The 19,737-nt window shown below is 71.5% G+C and carries 2 protein-coding genes; both read right to left on the bottom strand.

Annotated features, from left to right (window positions below):
* Window positions 1–111: 111 nt before the first annotated feature.
* The gene (locus OG413_RS25465; protein ID WP_266809052.1) at window positions 112–1,755 is read right to left on the bottom strand and encodes a hypothetical protein; all 1,644 of its coding nucleotides are present in this window, start codon (window positions 1,753–1,755) and stop codon (window positions 112–114) included.
* A 133-nt stretch (window positions 1,756–1,888) separates the two neighbouring features.
* Window positions 1,889–19,732 carry a glycosyltransferase gene (locus tag OG413_RS25460; RefSeq protein ID WP_266809050.1) on the bottom strand — a complete coding sequence of 5,948 codons (17,844 nt, stop codon included), beginning with the start codon at window positions 19,730–19,732 and terminating at the stop codon, window positions 1,889–1,891.
* Window positions 19,733–19,737: the final 5 nt, after the last annotated feature.

Below are 19,737 nucleotides of genomic sequence, written 5' to 3'. Positions count from 1 at the left end.
GCCTCCGGGAATCGAGGTACCCGCCGCGCTCATACGGTGTGCGGGGCGCGCTCACGCGGTGGTACGTGAGGCCCGCTCATGCCGTGCGTGGGGCCGGGTCGCGCCGGTCGCTCAGCCGGTGCAGGTGACCTTCAGCGCGGATATCGCGTGGTGCTCGTAGTTGTTGTCCTCACCGCGGTCGTGCAGCTGCACCGAGAGCTTCTTGGCGTCCACCGCGAAGGTGCCGGGCACGTTGTACCAGGTGCCGCGACGCTCCTTCTGGCGGACGTAGTAGGAGCCGACCAGGTTGCTGGTCCTGGGCAGGAAACGGTCGTAGACGGTGTAGTAGCTCGGATTGCCGCCCACCCGCACGATGTCGGAACTTCCGGGTACGTGGACGGAGATGCTGCACTTCCTGGCGCTGGCCGGCAGGTCGAACAGCCAGGTCGCCGATCCGCCCGAGTCCTTGGAGGCGCTGCCGGACATGGGCATGGAGAGGTACTTGCCGTCGCAGCCGTACCCTCCGAAGCCGCCGGTGTGGGTGGCCCAGCCCTCCTTGCCGTCGCTGTAGTAGCCGGACTTCTGGAAGCGCTGGGTGTCGCATTCCGGTCCGGACACGCCGCTGTACACCACGGCGGGTGCCGACTTGGTCGCCGTACCGGTCGCGGGGGCCTTGGCGGGAGTTTTCGGGCTCTTGGTGTCGGGGGCCTTGTCGCCGGTTCCGCTCTTCGACGTCTTGTCGCCCTCGCCCTCGCCCTTGGTGCCCTTGTCCTTCGTCCCGGTGGAACCGTCCGCGGATTTCCCGCCCACCCCGCTGTCGGCCCGGACGTCCCCTCCCCCGCCTGTGCCCGTGCCCTTGTCGAGCCGGGCCGGGGTTTTGCCCGCGTCATCGCCGCCGGCCTGCCGCTTGCCCTCGGAACGGTCGGGATCGGTGCCCGGTACGTAGCCGCCGGCCCGGCCGTCCGCCTTCCAGGCCGCCGCCTCTTCCCGGCTCTTCGGCTTGGCCTCGTCCTTCTGGGCACCCGCCACGACGAAGGGGGTCGCCAGAAGCAGCGCGCCGGCGAAGGCGGCCGCGACGACCATCGGGCGCGAGACACGGCCGGGGCGCTCCGGGGCGCCGCCCTCGGCTGCCGAGGCCCCGCCGGGGGGACTGGAGGAGGCCGCGGCGGCAGCGGTCGCCGTGGCCGTCGCGGCAACGGTCGTTGTGGTGGAGGCGGTCGCCTCCGCGGCGCCGGCCGTCGTCCCGGCTTCGGTCGCCGCCCCGGAGGCGGAGGGCACGCTCGCGGGGGTCGATGCCTCGGTGGCCGATTCCGCGGGCTTCGATGCCTCGGTGGACGGCGGTGTCTTCGCTTCGGCCGGCTCCCCGGCGCCGCTCTCAGCGGCACCCGATGAGGCGGCGGCCGTGGCGCTCCCCGAACCGGTGGTGGGCACCGCGGCGGCCTTGCCGCCCGTCGGCGCCGACTCCTCCTGGGCCGCCGCCGCGCTCGCACCGCCCGGTTGCCGCTCGGACTCGGAGGTGCCCCTGCCGATGGAGACCCCGGCCGCGTGCACCACTGCCGGGGTTTCCGCCGCGGGCTCCTCGGGCTTCTCCGGGCCGGGTTTCGAGGCGGTCGGCGTCCTCGCTCCGCCGGTGTCCTTGCCGCCGGTGATGCCGCCGTCCCCGCCCTCCGTCGACGTGGGGGACGGCGGCGAGGGCGGGGCACCTATGCTTCCCGGTGCCCCGGGCGCCTCGCTGTCGGGAGCCGGAGTACCCACGGCTTCACCCCGGTTGCGCACGGGCTCGCTCTCCTCAGTGGATCGCACTGGCTTCACGGGTGAGCCCTCTTTCCCTGCCATCGACTTCTCTCATCCTCTCGATCGCTCTGCGGCGAGCTCAATTCCCGCCCGGACCATTACACATGACGACGCGTCACCTTTCGTAACCCTGGTTCTCGCTCTCCGCTGTCAGCCACTCCAGGGCTTCGTGGAAATGTCTGCCCTGACCCTGGAACCTGCCGAACTCGCCCCGTTGGAGGTTCCGCACCCCGAACTGCGCGTTCAGGTGGTCGTTGAGCACCTGGAGGAGCGGGAACGGCCCGGAGGCCACGGGGCCCGCCATCTTCATTTCGTCCACGTCCTCGATTCCGCGTTGCGCGATGTTCTCGGCGACCCTGTCGATCAGCCGATCGATGAACACCGAGCCCCGCGGCGCGGAAATGAAGTGGTTGCCGTAGCCACCGGTATCGAGCAGATAGTCCACCGCGGCACGGACCTGCTCCGTGGTCGGCGGCCCCGTCAGCGGCACATGGGCCACACCCGCCAGCCTCGCCCTCTGCTCCAGCGTGCCGTTCAGGCTCTCCATGTCGCGGATGAGCGGGCCGAACACGGGCAGGTCGTTCTGCCGCAGCTCCGGAGTGTTCCCGGCGGCGGCGAGGTTGAGCGTCCCGGGGCCCAGGTCCACGTCGGCGTACACCCCGCCATGCGTCATGAGGATGCTGTACCGGGCGAGGTCGGAGGCGAACGGGTACGCGCCGCCCGCACTGGCCACCCCGAAGGACGCCGCCAGGCGCGGGTCGATGACGGTATCGATCTGCATCCGCGTCAGCCCCGCCGTGGTCCGGATCCTGAGCTGGGTGGTCCTGCTCAGATTCGTGTTGCCGTCCGTCCACAGGTTGGTGTTCCAACCGGCGCCGCGGGCCGTGCGGGCCCACGCGAAGAGGTTCGTGAGCGCGGCCGGGGGCATGTCGCCGCCGAGCCAGACGAAATGGATCTCGCGCGGAATGGGCGGAGCGGCCGGGGCACCGGTCGCCAGCGCATCGAACTGAACGCGCAGATTCTCCAAATAGCCCGGCGGAGCGTCCAACGCCCCCAACCGGCCCAGGAGCAGATGCACGGCGTCGTGGTCGCCCCGGGCGAGCCGGGTGAAGACGTACTTGCGTACCGATTCCTCGTCTTCGGCACGCAGCGGCTGCGGGGCCGCGCCGTCCTCCCCGTAGGAGATGTCCAGGGACGGCTCGGGCGTCGGCTGGGCGGATGCGTCGTGGTCCGGCTGCGGTGGTACGGGCGCTGTCTGCTCGGCCTCCCCGGTCTGCTCGGTCTGCGGCCCGCCCGGCACCTGGTCGTCGGACGTCGTCTGCGCCGCCTCCTGCTCCGTGCTGCTCTGCGGGACGGTGTTGAGGGTTTCGAAGATCAGGTCCGAGAACGTGGGGGCGGGCGTCAGGTCCGTCCGCCCCGGGACGGTCGGAACGTCCGGACCGGGCTCGATGGACTCGCCCGCCACGATCCACTCACCGCGGCGCTGAGTGACCGGGTCCGCGAGCAGGCCCAGGACTCCGGTGGCACCGTCGGCCCCGGTCGCCGGTCTCGCGTGACCGACCTCGACGTCGGGGGCGTACCAGAGACGTCCGGGAATGGCCTGTGCCGCGTCCCTCGCGATGCTCCCGCCGTCGGTGGCCCGGGGCTTTCCGGTGTCGCAGGCGACCAGCACGACCGGGGCCGGGGGCTGCGCCGGGTCCCTCAGTGTCTCCATGAAGCGCGCGAACTGGGCGCCGTCGACCTCCAGCGGTGCCTCACCCACCACATGGAGCTCGATGCCGTTCTCGGTGGCGTGCGCGTCGAAGAACAGCGGCTTGAGCGGATGGGGCGCCTCGTGCGTCGGCGCGCCGGTCTGCCAGGGGACCTCGCCGCTCGGGGAGGCTTCGTCGGTGTTGGGGACGTAGGTCCCGTCGTCCTCGGCCCGGTAGTGCGCGAACAGGTTCTCGTCCGAGCGGTAGGTGGCGTAGAAGTCCTTGCGGGGGGCCCAGTCCTCCGGGGTGTGTGACGCGTAACCCAGCGTCCTGCCGTCGGCACCACGGATCAGCTGGAGTCCCTCGTAGACCTGGCCGTAGGAGACCCGGCGCCCGTCCCTGCCCGTGAGCACGGCGTCCGGCGTCGAGTTGGCTGCGGTCCGCGTGAGCAGCGATTCGGTCGAGGGCGAGGAGAGGGACGCGTGCGTACCGGAGAGGGCGTCCCCTGCCGAGAGGGTGGCCGGGCTGTTGGTGAGGAATCCCGGTGCTCCGGAGAAGGAGCCGCCGCCACTGCTGCCTCCGCCTCCCATGGGATTGCCCCGGAGCGTGCCGGCGAACTTCTTCAGCTTCTCCCGCACCGTGGCGGTGCGCTCGATGGGCGGCGGTGCCGGATCAGCGTCGTCCGAGCCGGTCAGGGACGCCGTTTCCTGGTTCGCGCTCTCCGCGGTCACCCAGGTCAGATCGATCCAGGTGTCCCGGGCCGCGTCCGTGGGGCTGAACCTGCGTGATCCCCTCAGTGTGGTCGTCGGCTGGGAGGGGTTCTCCCTCACCCACTTGCGGTTGTAGTCGTTCATCTTCGTGTCGATGAACACCGGCCCGGTGATGCTGGCCACGTCCCGCCTCTTGATCTCCCCTTCCTTCACCGCCCGTTGTTCCGGCGACAGGGTCCCCAGGTCCACGAGGTTCTTGAGCAGGTATTTGAGGAAGTGGTTGCGGGCGTGGGCGGCGATCAGAGCGTTGTTGAACTCCCCCGTGGCGTAGCAGGCCACGGCCGCGGCGCGGATGTCTTCCGGGGTCAGCGGCTGTTCCGGCTCCCCTGTCGCGGCGGTGCCGATTCGCGCGCGCACGCTGCTCTCATCCCTCAAGCGGGGCCCGAACATGGGCAGGGCGTCGTCGACGGGCATCCGCACGCCCTCACGTGGCAGGTCGACCCCGCCGGGCGCCAGGTCGACGTCCAGGTACACGCCGCCCTGCTCGAAGAGGATCGCGTACCGGGCGGCGTCCGAGGCCATCGCGAAGCTTCTGTGTTTCTGACCTTCTCCGTAGAGGGCCCGCGCCTTCGACAGCGGGTCCTTGGAGAGCGCGTTGTGCCACTTCTTCTCGAACAGTGAGGCGATGGAAGGGTTCACGACCGATTCGTCCCGCGCGAGCCTGTCCAGGAATTCGCGGTTGTTGGCTCCGCCGTTCTCGTCGGTCCAGATCCTCATCTCCCAGTCGGCCTCGCGGGCCCTGGCCGCCCAGATCGACAGGTTCGTCCGTGCGGCGGACGTCATTTTCGCGCCCATCCAGATGAAGTTGAGCTTTTTGGGGATGGGCGTGGCCTCGCCCGTGCCGCCGCCCAGGCGCAGCACGCCGGGGTCGGGCGGCGGCTGACCTTCGGACGGGGTGTTGAGCAGGAGTTTGTCCGCACCGTGCTGGGCATCCGAGGTGTCGGTGGCGTTCGCGGCGACCAGGGTCTCGTCCCCCGCCGTCCGGTCCGGGCGCGTGAGCCCGGATCCCGCGTCGGTCGACCCGCCCGCGGTCACCCACTGGCCCTGTCGCTGTGTGGCGGGGTCCGCGAGCAGTGCCAGCACTCCCGTAGCTCCGTTCCCGCCCTCCGTGCCCTCCGCGCTCGCCTTCGACGCATGGCCGACCGGGACATCGGGGGCGTACCAACGCCGTCCGGGCACGGCCTGTGCCGCGTCCGCGAGGACGCTTCTACCGTCCGCCGCCCGGGGGCTGGCGGTGTCGCACGCGACCAGCACCACCGGGGCGGGGGGCTGCGACGGGTCCGTCAACGTCTCCATGAAGCGCGCGAACTGGGCGCCGTCGACGACCAGCGGAAGCTCACCGCGGATTTCGAGCTTGACCCCGTCGCGGGAGCCGTGCGCGTCGAAGAAGAGCGGCTTCGGGGCCTTCTGCCCGGGAGGCGCGCTCGTGTCGGAGTGCCACGGAACGGTACGGGGCGACGATTCGTCATCGGCCACCGGGACGAACTTCCCGCCGTCCGCCTTCCGGTAGGTCGCGAAGGACGTCTCGTCCGCGCGGTACTTGGCGTAGAAGTCCTTGCGGGGGGCCCAGTCCGTGTCGCTGTGCGACGCGTATCCGATGGTGTTCCCGGAGGCGTCGCGGATCGTCCGAAGGCTCTCGTGCACGCGCTCGTACGAAACCGTCCGGCCGTCCTCGCCGACGAGCTCGCCCTTCGGCGTGCCGCCCTGCGCGGGTCGCTCCGGCGACGCGTCGATGCCGGTCAGCAGCGTGCCCTCGTTCGACAGCAGCGCCGGGCGCGACCGGACCGTGCCCCACCGGCTCGGGTGTCTGACCGTGTCGGCCAGGCGCCCGATCAGGGTTCCCCGCCGGGACGGCGCGGACGTCGTCCCCGGGACTTCCAGGTTCTCGCTCTCGGCCGTCAGCCAGTCCAGACCCGTCCAGTCCTCCCAGTCGGATGCCCGGACGCGGAATTGGGAAGGCGGCCGCCTGAAGGTGTATTTCGTTTCGTCCGCGCTCCGAAGAGACTTGGTGTGCTCGTCGAGCTGCCGCGAGATGAAGAGCGGACCGGTGCTCGCGCCCACGTTCTTCGACGCGATGGCCGCTTTGAGTACGCCGCGGACATATTCGTCCTTGTCCTTGATGTCCGGCAGGGCATTCAGGACCCGCTTCATGAAGGAACTTTCGGGATGAGCGACGATGAACTGATTCCCGAACAGCCCCCGTTCGTATGCCACGTCGGCGGCTTCCTGAAGGCGTTCCGCCACGGGGGCGTTCTCGTCGAGTCCGAGTACCTTTCGCGCGCTGTCCATGTTCTGCAGCAGGGGCCCGAACATCGGCAGGGTGTCGTCGCCCTTCGGCAGCAGGACGCCCTCGGGGCGCAGCACCACCGCTCCCGGGCCCAGGTCCACATCGAGGTACACCCCGCCGTGCTTGTAGAGGAGGACGTACCTGGCGACGTCGGAGGCCATGGCGAGGCTGTCCTTCTTCAGCGCGGCCTCGTGCAGGGCGAGCGCCTTGGCCGGTATCCGCTCCCCGCCGAAACTCTTGTCCTTGGCGAACAGGTCCTTGACGGACCTGCGCCGGACGGTTTCGGAGTCCACAAGGCCGTCGAAGAATTCCTTGTTGTTCTTTTTGCCGGCGTCATCCGTCCAGATCGACAGCTTCCAATTGGCCTCTCGCGCCTTGTCCGCCCAGGCCTGGAGGTTGCCGCGGGCGGCCTCTTTCAGTACACCCCCCAGCCAGACGAAATTGAGCTCCTTGGGAACCGCGGTGGGCGTCTCACTGCCGGCGCCCACGTAGTAGGTCGGACCGGTGGGGGCCGCCGGGAGAACCTGTGCGGGCTCGATGCTCTCGGTCCGGACCGGGTCGGTGTGCTGCGGCGTGATCTCCGGGTCGGTGTTGAGCAGCAGGTCCTGTGTCGCGACCGGTACCGCGGAACGGTACCGGTCGTCGGCGAGGTGCAGCACGACGCCCGACCGCGTGTTCCCGGCCGCGTCCGTCCCCGGTGCGGCGAACGTCAGATGGCTCAGGTCCGGCTGGACCACGGTCACGGGAACGCCGAGCACCCGGGCCGCGAGCAGCGCCGCCAGGTCGCCCGCGGAGTGGTTCCAGCCGGTGTCCTTGCGGTCACCGATCTGCCCGTCGCCCGGCCGCAGCAGTGTCGTACGGGCCAGCTCCAGGCGCTGGCCGGGAGTCAGCCGGGCGGCCACGGTGTCCGGGAGGCGTCCGCGCGAGTCGGTGTGCTCGGCGGCTTCCGCCGCGCTGAGCACGATGGCGGCGTCGGCCAGTTCCTGTGCGGTGAACCGCTCCTGGGGATCGATCGCGAGGAACTCAGCGAGTTCGTCGCCGTCCGCCATCAGCCGGTCGGCGAGCCGTTGCCTCAGATGCGCGACATCCGCGGCGGACAGGTTCCTGCCCGGTGCGTGCAGGCCCAGCTCGGCGAGGAGTCCGGGATGGGCGCGGTCGACTGCGTCGAGGAGCGAGCGGTGGAAACTCGTACCGGTGTCGAGGTGGCCGGGTCCGGTGGAGGGCGGCTCCACGAGTTGGAGGACGCGGCCGTCCGGTGCCTTCAGACCGACCGGCCGGCCCTGCGTGTCCTCGCCCCGGGCAACGTACGGCTCGGGGGCGGACTTCACGGCGGACGGACGGACGTACCCCTCGGGTTCCGGTGCGGGGTGCCAGGGAGTAACGCCCCGTGTCCCGGTGGCGGCGTCTTCCGTCGGCGGCCCCAGCACTCCGCGGGTGGACGTGACCACCGCTTCGAAGTTCGTCTGTACGAGGGCGAGTTCGCGGAAGTCGGCCGTCAGCTGTGCGACCGCCCGGTCGTACGCCGACCGGGCGTCCCTCGCTGCGTCCAGGTGCCTGCGGGCCTCTTCCTCGTTCCGTGACTTCCCGGCCCGCCGCTCGTGCGTCGCGACGGCGTCGAGGCCGGGCCGGGCGGCCAGCACGGCCTCCAGCGACGACCGGTAGGCGGCGTCCGCCGTCAGCAGACGCTGCGCCCAGCCCGCCGCCTTGATCTGCTCGCGGCGTACCGCGTCCGTGTCCGACAGCGGGCCGGCGTCGAGCCAGACCCTTGTGCGGGCGAGGACATCTTCCCGCGGGACGAGGCCCGGCAGTTCGGTGAGGCCGGTCGTCGCCGGGCCCTCGTGGGACGCCTGGTCCTCGTGGGACGCCTGGTCCTCGTGGGACGCCTCGTCCTCGTGGGACGCCTGGTCCTCGTGGGACGCCTCGTCCTCAAGGGATGCCAGTGCTTGCAGGGCTTCCAGGGCTTCGGTGAGCGGCGGGTAGCCGACGGCTGCGACCGGAGGCTGAACCGCTTCGGCAGCCGCCTCGGCGGCGGGGGTTTCGCTCCAGGGGACCGGCGGCGTGCCGGTCGGGCGGGCGCCGGTGACCGGGTAATGGTCGATGGCCTTCCAGGCGGCCTCGGAGGCTCCGGCGAGGTGCTGCTCGGCGGTCGCGAGGTCGCGGCGCTGGTTGGCGAGGTCCTGCTGGGCTTCGGCGTACCGGGACTGTGCCGTGGCGAGCCGTTGCCGCGCCGCGGCCACGTCCGGGCCGGTGGGAGCCGGCGTCCCCAGAAGGCGCCGCAGCTCCGTGTGGAGCGAGGAGACCTCGCTGCCGAGTGCGCGCAGGCGCCGCTCGGTGCCCTCCGCCTTCGTGGCGGCCTCGGTGTACTTCTTGGTCTGCTCCTTGACGGTGACCGCGGCGGCCTCGACCTCGGGCGGCAGCAGTCCGTGCTCCCGGGCGACGTCGAACGACACCCACATCGTCGCTCCGTCCCGCACCGTGTGCTCGACGGTGACCGGCGGCCGGGATCCGGGCCTGAGCGCCTGCGGGACGACCGGCAGGTCCGCGATGCGGTGCGATGCCTTCGCGGTCTGCTGTATGTGCAGGGGTGCCTGGATGAGCACCGCGCCGCCGGCGAAGGGCTTGAGCGTGGTCAGCGCGGAGGTCCGGCGGTCGGCGGCACCCCCCGCCGCGTCGGAGTCCGTCCAGCCCGGCACGGTGGCCGTGGACTGGACCAGGGGCTGCGTCTGGAAGGCCGGTCCTGCGGTCATCGCCGGTGCGTGCGATTCGGTGGTGTCACCGGTGTAGGTGTCGTTGTCCATGATCCGCCGGCTGCCGCCGAGTCCCGCGCCGGGGTCCACCGCCAGCAGCCGGGCCCGGGACAGATCGACGTCGGCGGAGATCTTCAGGGTCGCGTCCGTCCCGCCGATCGTCGACGTGGTGTCGTGCAGCGTGACGGTCAGGCCGTCGCGGATCATCTGCGGAAGGTAGGCACTCAGCACGTCGGTGCTGATGCCGCCCTTCAGGACCTCACCGGCGGCTGTGCCGGGCCGCGTCAGCACCGTCCTGCGCACATAGCGGCCGTTCCCGTCGGTGGGCATCGCGGTCGCGACGCCGGTCGTGGTGCCGCGTCCCTTGACGGCGAGGTCGACGGCGTACGCCGCGGCGTCGCGGAGGCCGGTGATGCCGCCGACATTGGTGACGACGACGCTCTCCGGGCCGGTGGCGAACAGCTTCCGGCCCGCCTCGTTGCGCTGCCGGAGCGGCGTGCCCTGCTGCTGATCGGGGGGAAGCAGCATCGGGCGGGCGGGCTCCCGGGGCGTACGGACCGCCTGCGACAGGGGCTGCTCCGGTTCCGTCTTCCGCTGTTCGGCCGTCCGCTGTTCCGTGCTCTGCGGTCGGGCGAGGCTCAGCGGCAGCACCACCTCGGTGTCACCGACGGGGTACGTGTGTCGCACCACGGTCCCGTCCGGCAACTCCAGGGCGAAGGTGACGCTGAACCTCGTCCGGCCGGTCACCACCGGCCCCTCGAAGGCCACCTGGGCGCTCACGGCGTCGGTGACCGCGTGTGCCAGGGAGGACGAACGGCTGGACCCGACGCGGTCGTCGAGGGTGAAGCCGCCACTGCGCAGACCCGGGCGGTCCCAGATGGTGGGCACCTCTCCGAGCCGGTATCCGGCCTCGTACCCGCGCGCCAGCTTCTCCGTGACCGTCTCGCCCGTGGCCGTGGGCCGGGTGATCGTGGGCTTCACGTCGTGGCGCAGCGCACCGGGGGTGAAGCCCTCCCGCGTCAGGGTCACGGTGAGGCTGGCGTCCTTGGCCGGACCGATCTTGTTCCGGGCCAGGCGCAGGGAGGTGCCGCCGTTCTCCATGCCCGACAGCAGAGCGCGGATTCCGGACGGCGACAGGGTGGTCATCTGCCGTGCCAGGCCGCCGAGCTGGTCGGCCAGCAGGCTCGTGGGTCCGAGCCAGCTCTTGTGCTGGGGCAGGGTCTCCAGCAGGCGGTCCGTGAACTCGCCGATCGCCCGGGACATGTCGATGCGGCCGACCGTGAGTGTGGCGTGCGCGGCCGCCTCGACGGCGGTGTAGAGCTGCTGGGGCGGCGGCGGGGTGAGACCGTCGTCGAAGAGACCGGCACTCCTCGCCTCGGCGAGCGGTACCCACATGAGCAGGCCGTCGGGGATCTCCACGACCCGGCCCTGGGGCGGCCGTCCGCGCAGCGCCTCCATCGGCGCCTGGAGCAGACCGGACGGCTGGGAGCGGGCCGCGAGGTGCCAGGCCACATCGGCGCCGACCAGAACCATCGGGCCGGTGTACTGGACCGTGTGGGCGGGGTTCGCCGAGAAGGTCTCGGCCGTGGACGCGGTGCTGGTGCGCTGGTACGGCGACGCGATGAGTCCGTAGGTGCCGGAGGTCTGGAGCGCGTCGGTGTGCTTGGCCCGGAAGGCCAGCAGGGTCGAGATGGTGTGACTGCGGACATGGGCGACCGAGTGCCCCGCACCGCTGGTGCCCGAGCCGACGTTGGACAGCGCGAGGTCGCTGGAGTCGACGACGGCGAGTACGCGCGTCCCGCGCACCTGGGGCCAGGCGCTGACCGACGCGGTGATGTCGGTGACGGCCGTCCTTCCGAACAGGTCGCTGATGTGCTTGCCCGTCTGCGCCGCGTCACTGAAGTCCGCTTCGTTGCGGCCGGGGGCGAACGCCTCGGCCAGGGCGCTGGAGGCGGGGGTCCCGTCGGTTGTGTAGATCCAGGAGTTGCCGGAGACGGCGGCGAGCAGTTCCTTGAGGTGGTGCAGCACGACCTGGGGGAAAGTGACGTTCTGCACGGAGTGCAGTCCGCCGAAGAGGGCGTGGGGCGTCCAGTCGGCCGTGGAGACGGGTTTCCCGGAGGAGAGCAGGTCGGCCAGGGCCGGATCCATCGGCACGGACACAGGCGCCAGGGCCGCCTCGGGCCTGTTGACGGGCAGGTCGGGGACGACAGAGAGCGACGCGGGTACGGCGAGGACGACACGGCCGGTGACGGGAGCCTGGGCAGTCTGTCCGTCGCCCTGCCCGGTGCCCAGGACATCGACGCTCCCGGCGGCCTGCTTCACGAACCACCGGGTACTGAGCAGCTCGCCGGTCATGGTCCGCGCGATCTGACGCGGCCGGGTGAAACTGGTCGCCTCGGCCGTGAAGGCCAGGTCGTACGACCACAGGTGCTGCGCCCCCGAGCTGGTGATGCCGCTGTCCGGGGTCAGCGTCGGACCGTACGTCATGCCGTAGGCGCTCTGCCTGCCGTACCGGTAGCCGATGCTCCCGGTGCCGCCAAGGCCCTTGATCCCGGTCAGTCCCAGGTCGAAGCCGATCGACCAGCCGTGGGTACGAATGGTCGCGCTGTCCGCGCGGCGCGTGGAAAGGACGTTGTTCGCCATGCCCAGATCGCGGTGCGTGCCCTCGAACTGACGGTCCGTCGCCGCGGCCCGCACGGTGAGAACGACATAGCGCTTGTTGACGGAGTCGAGCTGCTCCAGCGGGATCCGCAGTCCGGTACTCGTCAGGCGGTCGAGGGAACCTTCCAGCACCGTACGGGACAGTGCCTGGCGCAGCAGATGGGTGTTGCGTACCGCGTTGTTGTACTTCCGGTCGCTGCCGCCGCTCCGGTCGCCGGTGGCGTCGGTGTCCGGCCGGGGCGGAAGCACCAGGTCGGGGTAGGCGCGGTGCAGCCCGGCCTGGATGCGGTCGACGAGCACGTCCGTCAGGGAGACCTCGGACGGGGCTGCTTCAGGGGGGCGGGTCGCCGTGAGGTCCAGGACCGCGTGCAGGCCGAAGGCGGCCGGGTTCGACGGCGACAGGTACGCGGGGGCGGGCGGCGCCTCGGCGTCCGGGAGGGGGGAGGTGCCGTCGTCCCAGCCGGCCAGTCTGCGCGCGTCGGCCCGCGGCAACTGCACGGTGGCGGTGAGGAACGCGCCTTCCGCGTTCGCGGCGTTCCGGTCGGTGCCGGTGTTCCGCTCGGCCGGCTCGGGCGACTCCCAGATACCGCCCTGCTTGCGCAGTTCGACCAGGAAGCGGACGCCGTAGAGCCCCGAGTGGCCGCGGCTGTTGAGCGTCCGCACGGATTCGGCCGTGTTGCCGCTGTAACTGCTCTCCGCGCGCTGGGTCGTCAAGGCGGCCGAACCTGCGGCCTGGAGGCTCAGGGTGCCCGCGGGCGGGAGCAGCGCGACCTGAGGGCCGGAGGAGACGCCGATCGCGGCGCCCTGGGTGTTCTTCTTCTCCGTGGTGGCGGTGGAGCGCTGCGCGTCGGCCTTCTTGACCTCGGTCTTGTCGGACGCCTGGCTCAGTGTGGCGTCGACCGGGACGAGCCGGAGCTCCACGGAGCCCAGTGACCGGTCGCCGAGACCGGCGAAGAGCGGGGCGCTGACCACCGTCTCGCCGGAACTCTGCGCGATCATGGTGCGCAGGCTCTCCTCGCCGAACAGATCGGCCAGTTGGCGACGGAGGAAGCTGCCGGGGGTCGCCTGGGGATAATTCACGAGTGCCCAGTCCAGCAACCGGGTCTCCGTGGTGACGTTCAGCGGCGCGAGGAGGCGCGGCCGGGCGCCCGGCGCGAACGTGAAGGCGGTGGGCAGCCGGTCCGGGATCGCCGGGTCGGTGACGCTGTCCGGGACCCGCCAGGTGACGCCGTCCTGGATGCGGTAGCGCCGCCGCGTGACGGTGCCGGGCTGCTGCTGGTCCGCGGCCCGCTCACGGCCCTTCCTGTCCCAGACGTGCGCGGACTCGACGGCGATGTGCAGGTCGCTCACATGCAGATGGCTGCCGTCCTTGCCGACCGCGGTCACACTGCTCTGGGCGCGGCTCTCCTGGGTGTACGTGTAGCCGGCCTCCATGCGCCGCGCGCCGAGGGACAACGACCCGAACGCGCCGATGTTCCCCGCGGAGGGGCCGAGCGGGATCGCCACTCCGAGACCGCGGGACGTGCTGAGGGTCTTGGTCTCCGTCGCGCCGGGGCGGGTGCGGAGTTCGGTCTCGATCTTGACGGGAGCGTCGGTGGCCTTCGCCTCACCGGTCTTCGCCTTGTCCGACGTCGACCCTTCGGTCTTCGCCCCGTCGGTCTTCGAGCCGGCGGCCTCGTCCTGGGCGGCCTCGGTGATCTCGTCCTGGGCGGCCTCGTCCTTGGTGCTCTGGTCCTTGGCGGCCTCGTTGGCTTCGTCCTTGGCGACCTCGGCGGCCTTGGTCTCGGGTGCCTCGTCCTTGGCGGTCGAGCTGCCCTCCACGGGGGCCAGGGACGACGGCTCGGCGTGGCGGCGCCAGTTCCCGTAGCTCTCCAACGAGAGGGAGATCTCCCGGAGTCCGCCGTCCACGGTCGGCAGGACGAAGGTCCGGGGGCTGAGCAGCGTGTGCGGGCTCTGGGTGAGCACGCGCCTCAGCTCTTCGAGCCCGTCGGGCCGCAGACGCCAACCCGTCGCGAGGGAATCGGCCAGCGCGTCGACGCCTCTGACGGTGATCCGCCCGTGGCCCTGTCCCCGCAGCGACCTCGGCAGCATCGCGTTGTCGTCGTACGTGACGAACCCGTCGGTCTGCTCCCGCGTGAGAGGGACGACGTCGCTCTCCAGCGACGGGGCGGCGAAGGTCGTCTTCACCACCTTCTCGCCCGGATTCCCGATCCGACGGAACACCTCGTCGCGGAGGGCATCCTCGGTCGTCAGGTCCGGACGGTCGCGGCGCGCCCGGTACATCCGCTGCTCGTACTCGTCCGCCGTGAGCGCGTCCAGGGCCCTGTCGCGGGCCGTGGGCTGCTGCTGCGCGCTCGACGCGCCTGCCCGTGAGGGGCCGCCGCCACCGGGGCCTCCCGGCCGCTTCTCCTCGTCCTCCCCCTTCACCGGGATCTCGGAGTTCTCGGAGTCGGAGGCCACGGATTCGGCGTCGTTGTTCTCGGAGTTCTCGTTGTTCTCGGAGTTCTCGGAGTTCTCGGAGTTCTCCGTCGTCCTGTCCGACTGCCCGTCCACTTCGCGATCGGCTTCGTGATCGGCTTCGTGATCGGCTTCGAGGCCGGACTTGTCCTCGGTCTTGGACTCGGCCTTGGACTCGGACGTGTCATCGGCCTTGAGAGCGACGTCGTTGTCCACCTCGGAGTCCGAGTTGGTCCGCGTATCGGTGAGGGACCGCGTGTCGTCCTCGGTCTGTGTACGTATGTGGCGGCCGTTCGGCGACGGCAGGTCGTCCCGGTCCCGCGTGTGGAGGCTGTCCCCGTCCTTCCCTCCGGACTCCGACGAGTCGTCCCGCTGCCGCGGCGCCTCCATCAGCTGCTCGTCCGGCTGTACCGGAGCACGCCTGTCCCCTTCGGAGCCGGTCGGCCGCGGGGTCTTCGCGGAGTTGTCGGACTCCCCCCCGGCGTTCGTCCGGGCGGCGGGAGTCCGTACGGTCGCCGAGGGCCCGGCCTTCGACGAGCCCGCCCCGTCCGTGAGGGCCGTGTCGCGGATGGCCGTGTTCTTCTTCGACGCGGGGTCGTCCGTCCTGGGACCGCCGGGTGTGTGGTCGGTCGTGTTGTCGGCCGTGGCCAGGTTCCGCAGCCGTTCCACCAGCGAGCGGGCGTCGTCGGCCGCCTGCCGGCGTATCTCCTCGGGCAGCTTGCCGAGGGAGCGGTCGATACGCCGGTCGAGGTCCCGCAGGCGGTCGGGCGCGCGGAGCTCCCGCTCCAGGCGCTCCTGTCCCTCGCGCCGCAGCTCCGCCGTCTCCGTGTCGTAGCTGTCGAGGATCCGGTCGACGGCCTGCCGGTCGTCCGCCGCCTCGTCCAGCCTGTTCTGCCACTCGGCACGTTGTTCGGGGCTGCGCTCCGCCCCGGTGGGATCACCGTCGGAGATGGCCTTCAGCCGGCGGTCACGCTCCAGCTGTGCCATCCGGTCGAGCTGCTCCTGCTCGACGGCCTGCCTCGCCGTGTCGTCCTCGGCGTTCGCGCGCCGGTCCTCCCACTGTCGCCGCTCCTCGCGCGACAGACCTGTGTCGTCCGTTCCCTCACGCAGCCGGTCGAGCCGTTCCTCCAGGAGCCGGTCGTTCTCCGCCGCGGTGTCCTCGGAACGGTCCCGGTTCGGGGTGCCGTCACCGCCGGGGGCATCCTGCGGCGGGGGCGGCGGCTGCGCGGAGTCCTGCTGGTGGCCGCCCTCGCGCGTGGCGTCCAGCCTCGCCTGGAAGGAGGCCAGTTCGGCCTCCCTGCCGAGGGTGGCCGTACGGCGTTCGTACTGTGCGTCGAGGTCACTGCTCCGTCCCGGTCCTTCGAACCGGCTTTTCCAGTCGGCCAGTTCCCTCTCGGAGGCCCCGAGATCGCGCAAGGTCGCGAGCCGTCGCGACGCCGTCAGCTCGGCGTCGTAGTCGGCCTGGATCTTCTGGAGGTCCTCGGGGGTCGCCGCCTGCTCACGGCGGTCCTCCCATTCGAGGAACCGCTCGCGGTCCATGCCCGCGTCCTCCGCGTCGGCCCGCCTGTTGTCGGCCAACTGCTTGCGGAGCGCTTCTGGGGTGCTGTCTGCCCGGCTGCCCAGTTCGGACCCGAGGGTGCCGAGACGGTTCTCGAACTCGTCCAGCAGCTGGGTCGTCCGGCGGGGATCGCCGCCGAGGGCCGACTGCTCGATGTCGAGGGCATGGCGCAGCCACTCCGTGCGGCGCATGCCCAACTGCGCGGCCCGCGGCTCGTATCCGCCGTCCACATGACCGCGGAACTGCCGCAGGCGCTCACCGAGACCGTGCACGGCCACGAGGTCGCCCAGTTCCCGCAGGCCGCCGGCGGCGTCGGCGTGCCTGCCCGCCCGGACGTCGGCCCTGATGCTCTCGCCCAGCCGCTGCCGTGTCTCCCTGTCGACGCCGACCCGGCGGGCGTCGGCCAGCAGGGCGTCGGTCTCCCGGTCCACGTCCTTGGTCAGCCTGCGCTGTTCGGTGGGCGTCGGTCCGTCGGGTACGTCGGGCAGCTGGTCCAGCATCGCCCGGTCGTCGATGCTGCCCAGTTCGTCCAGGCGCGTGATCAGCGAATCGACGCCGCCGTCGTCGTGCGGGTCGAAGCCTTCGAGGAAGGGCAGATCGTCCTGCGTCTCCGTACGGAGAGGGTTCGACGAGTCCTCGGTGGTCGGTCCCTGCCCTTCGCTCCCGATCCGCTCCGTCCCCTGCCGGTTCTCCGCCGGGGGCTCGGTACCCGGCGGGCCCTCGGGAACATCCGGGAACACGAGATCCGGCTCGTCCGCCGTGAGGAGCTGGGCGCCGGGTTCGTTCTGCGGGATATCGGGGAACTTCACGTCCGGCCCGTCCGAGGACGGACCGGCGGGTGCCGGGTGCCGTGGCCCGCCGGGGGCGGTGCCGGAGCCCTGCGCCGTGGACGCGGTCGGTACGGGGCGCGGCGGCGACGCGATGCCGCCCGCGCCGTTGTACGGGAGAGCGCCGCCGTGGGGGAAGGCCCCGTCGCCTTCGATGCCCGTCGTTGTGCCGTCGGACTCCGGCCCGTCGGTGCCGTCCTCCTCCAGTGCCGCCCGGTACTGCTCACGCAGTTCGTCGACCCGTGCGGGGCGGCCGAGGCCGTCGGAGTCGCCCGCCCGCAGCTTGGCCAGCCGTGCCGCCAGATCGGAGTCCGAGTCGCCGGGGTTCTGCCGGTCCTTCAGCCGGTCCAGGCGCTCCTGGAGGCGATCGAGGGCGTCCGCGGTCCGGTTTCCCGGCCCGGAGGTGTCGGACCGGCCGGAGGACGGCCCGCCCTCGCCGTCGCCTGACGTCCCCGGGAGGTCGTGGCGGGGCACGTCGGGCAGGTCCGCCAGAAGCCGCTCCCTCTCCGGCGTCAGTCCCTCGCCCGGTGGTGTCTCGGGTACGTCCGGAAGGTCTTCCAGGAGCTGGTCCACGTCCGTGCGCTCGTGCGTCACGGTCTCGGACGCCTGGTCCTGGGGGAGCGACGCCTCGGGTACGTCCGGGAGCCCGTTCAGCAGGAGGTCCAGCTCCGGCGTCATGACCGGCGGTACGGGGGGTTCGGGCGAGAGGGGATGCGCGGCCGAATTGTCCGTGGTGCTGGTGTTGTCGGCGCTGTTCGTGAAGCTCGTGTCGTTCGAGCTGGTGGCGAAGGAGGGGGCGGACGCCCCGGCCCCGTCGTACGGTGCGGCGTTCCCGTCGTCGTCGCCCGAGAACAACGTATGGCTGTCCGAGAAGTCGTCCGCGTCCAGGTAGTACAGGCTGTCGCCGTCCGAGGCGTTGTCGTCGCCGCGTAGCGAGGCGTTGTCGTCGCCGCTGCGTAGCGAGGCGTTGTCCGAGCCGGACTCCGAGGAGGAGTCCGTGAGCGTGCGGTTGTCGGTGTCGGTCCTCGGGTCGGAGCCGTCGCGACCCGTCGTGCTCGACTCGGTGGCCGGCCGGGGCGTGGCGGACGGTGCGGACGGCCCGTCGGACGAGAAGGCCGGAGGGCGCGGCGGCGGAGCGGCGGCGGGGCCCTGGAACGCGTTGTGCATCGTCTGGAAGCCGTGGGCGACTCCCCTGCCCATGACGCCGCCCGCGGCGCCTGCCGCCGCCGTCCAGCCGCTGACCGTGAACGAGTGATCGGGCCCGAAGATCAGGTTGTACATGCCTTCGGTGACCACGGCGTGTCCCGATTCGCCCGCGATCTCACCGACGAAATTGCCGATCCGGAAGCCCAGGTTGCCTTCGATGTTCTTGCTGATGGTCTGGACGAAGGAGCCGGGCAGGTCGTGCGAGAGGGTGCGGACACCGGCCTCGCCCAGGTCCTTGACGTAGGGCTTGAGCGCGTCGTCCAGCGAGTGGGTCAGCCCCTGCCAGTCGGCCTTGCCGCCCCAGTTCTTGACCAGCGATTCCCCGTAGTCGCGGCCCAGGTTGCGGGCGGTCTCGTTGCCGAGGGAATCCCCGAGGTTCTTCTCGAACGCGTTCGCGAAGTCCTTGACGACCTCCCTGCCGACCGCTCCGGCGGCCGCCCCCCTGGCACCGTCCGCTCCCACGTGGTTGAGGGATTCGTTGGTCCGGCCCATGATGTTGCCCAGGCTGTCGCCGAGCTTGCGGGCGGACTCCTCGGAGATCGTCTGGCCCGCCGCTCCCGCACCGGCCCTTCCGCCGGCCCCGGCCGCGCCTTCGCCCGCGGTCTTGGCCGCGCCTCCGGCGGCACCGCCGACCGCGCCTTCGCCCGCACCGCCCGCGACCTTGCCGGCACCCGATCCCGCGGCACCCGCGCCCTTACCGGCACCCGATCCCGCGGCACCCGCACCCTTACCGGCACCGGATCCCGCGGCACCCGCACCCTTGCCCGCACCGGATCCCGCGGCACCCGCACCCTTGCCCGCGCCCGATCCCGCAGCACCGGCGCCCTTGCCCGCGCCCGCCCCGGCGGCACCGGCGCCCTTGCCCCCGGCGCCCGCACCCGCGCCTGCCGCGCCCTTGCCGAGTCCACCGGCGGCGCCCTTGCCGAGTCCGCCCGCCGCGCCCTTGCCCGCGCCACCGGCGGCCCCGCCCGCGGCTCCCTTGCCGCCCCCGCCCAGCCCCTTGCCCAGGACGTTCGCGGCGTCCTTGCCGAGAATGTTGCCGAGCCCCTTGCCCGTCAGGTTCCCGAGCAGCTTGCCGAGCCCGCCGCCGAGCAGCGCGAACGGTCCGCCCAGCGCGCCGCCGATGGCCGCGAACTTCGCCGCGTCCGCGGTGAAGTTCTTGTTCCACTCCGTACGGTCACCGCGGCCGATCTGGGTGAGCTGGAGGATGGCGTCCAGCAGCAGACCGCCGACGAGACCCGTGATGGTCTGCATGATGATCTGGGCCAGCAGGAACTTGAGGATCAGCAGCGCCATGGCGCGGAACGCCGCCGCCGCGGCGGCGGCCCATATCTGGGACAGCCCGGCGGTCACCGGCATCAGGGCCTGGGCCAGGGCTATCTGTACGACGAGCAGGGCGAGCTGGCCGAAGATCGACCACTTGGTGTACTCGATGTCGGCGGCGGTCTTGTGGGCGTTCTTCGACAGCTTGAGGGCGTCCTCGTAGGCCCGTTCGAGGATGCTCTGGTTGCCGTTCGTCGTCTCGACGAACTGACGGGCGTACGTGACGAACTGGGTCGCCGTCTCGCCTTCGAAGTCCTCGTCGACACGGCTGACGACCTGCCGGAGAAGTTCCTCGACCTCGCGGAACTTCTCCGCCATCTGGCGATACTCGTCACTGACCACCCGCAGCGTGTCCTCGTTCGCCTGCGGGAAGGGCATGCCGGTCAGAGTCTTGAGGAGGGTCGCCCATCCTCCGGAAATCTCAATCGCCATCGTAT

Source organism: Streptomyces sp. NBC_01433 (assembly GCF_026340105.1).
Taxonomy (GTDB): domain Bacteria; phylum Actinomycetota; class Actinomycetes; order Streptomycetales; family Streptomycetaceae; genus Streptomyces.
Note: the sequence above shows the minus strand (reverse complement) of the source record. Positions and strands in the feature narration are given on the sequence as shown.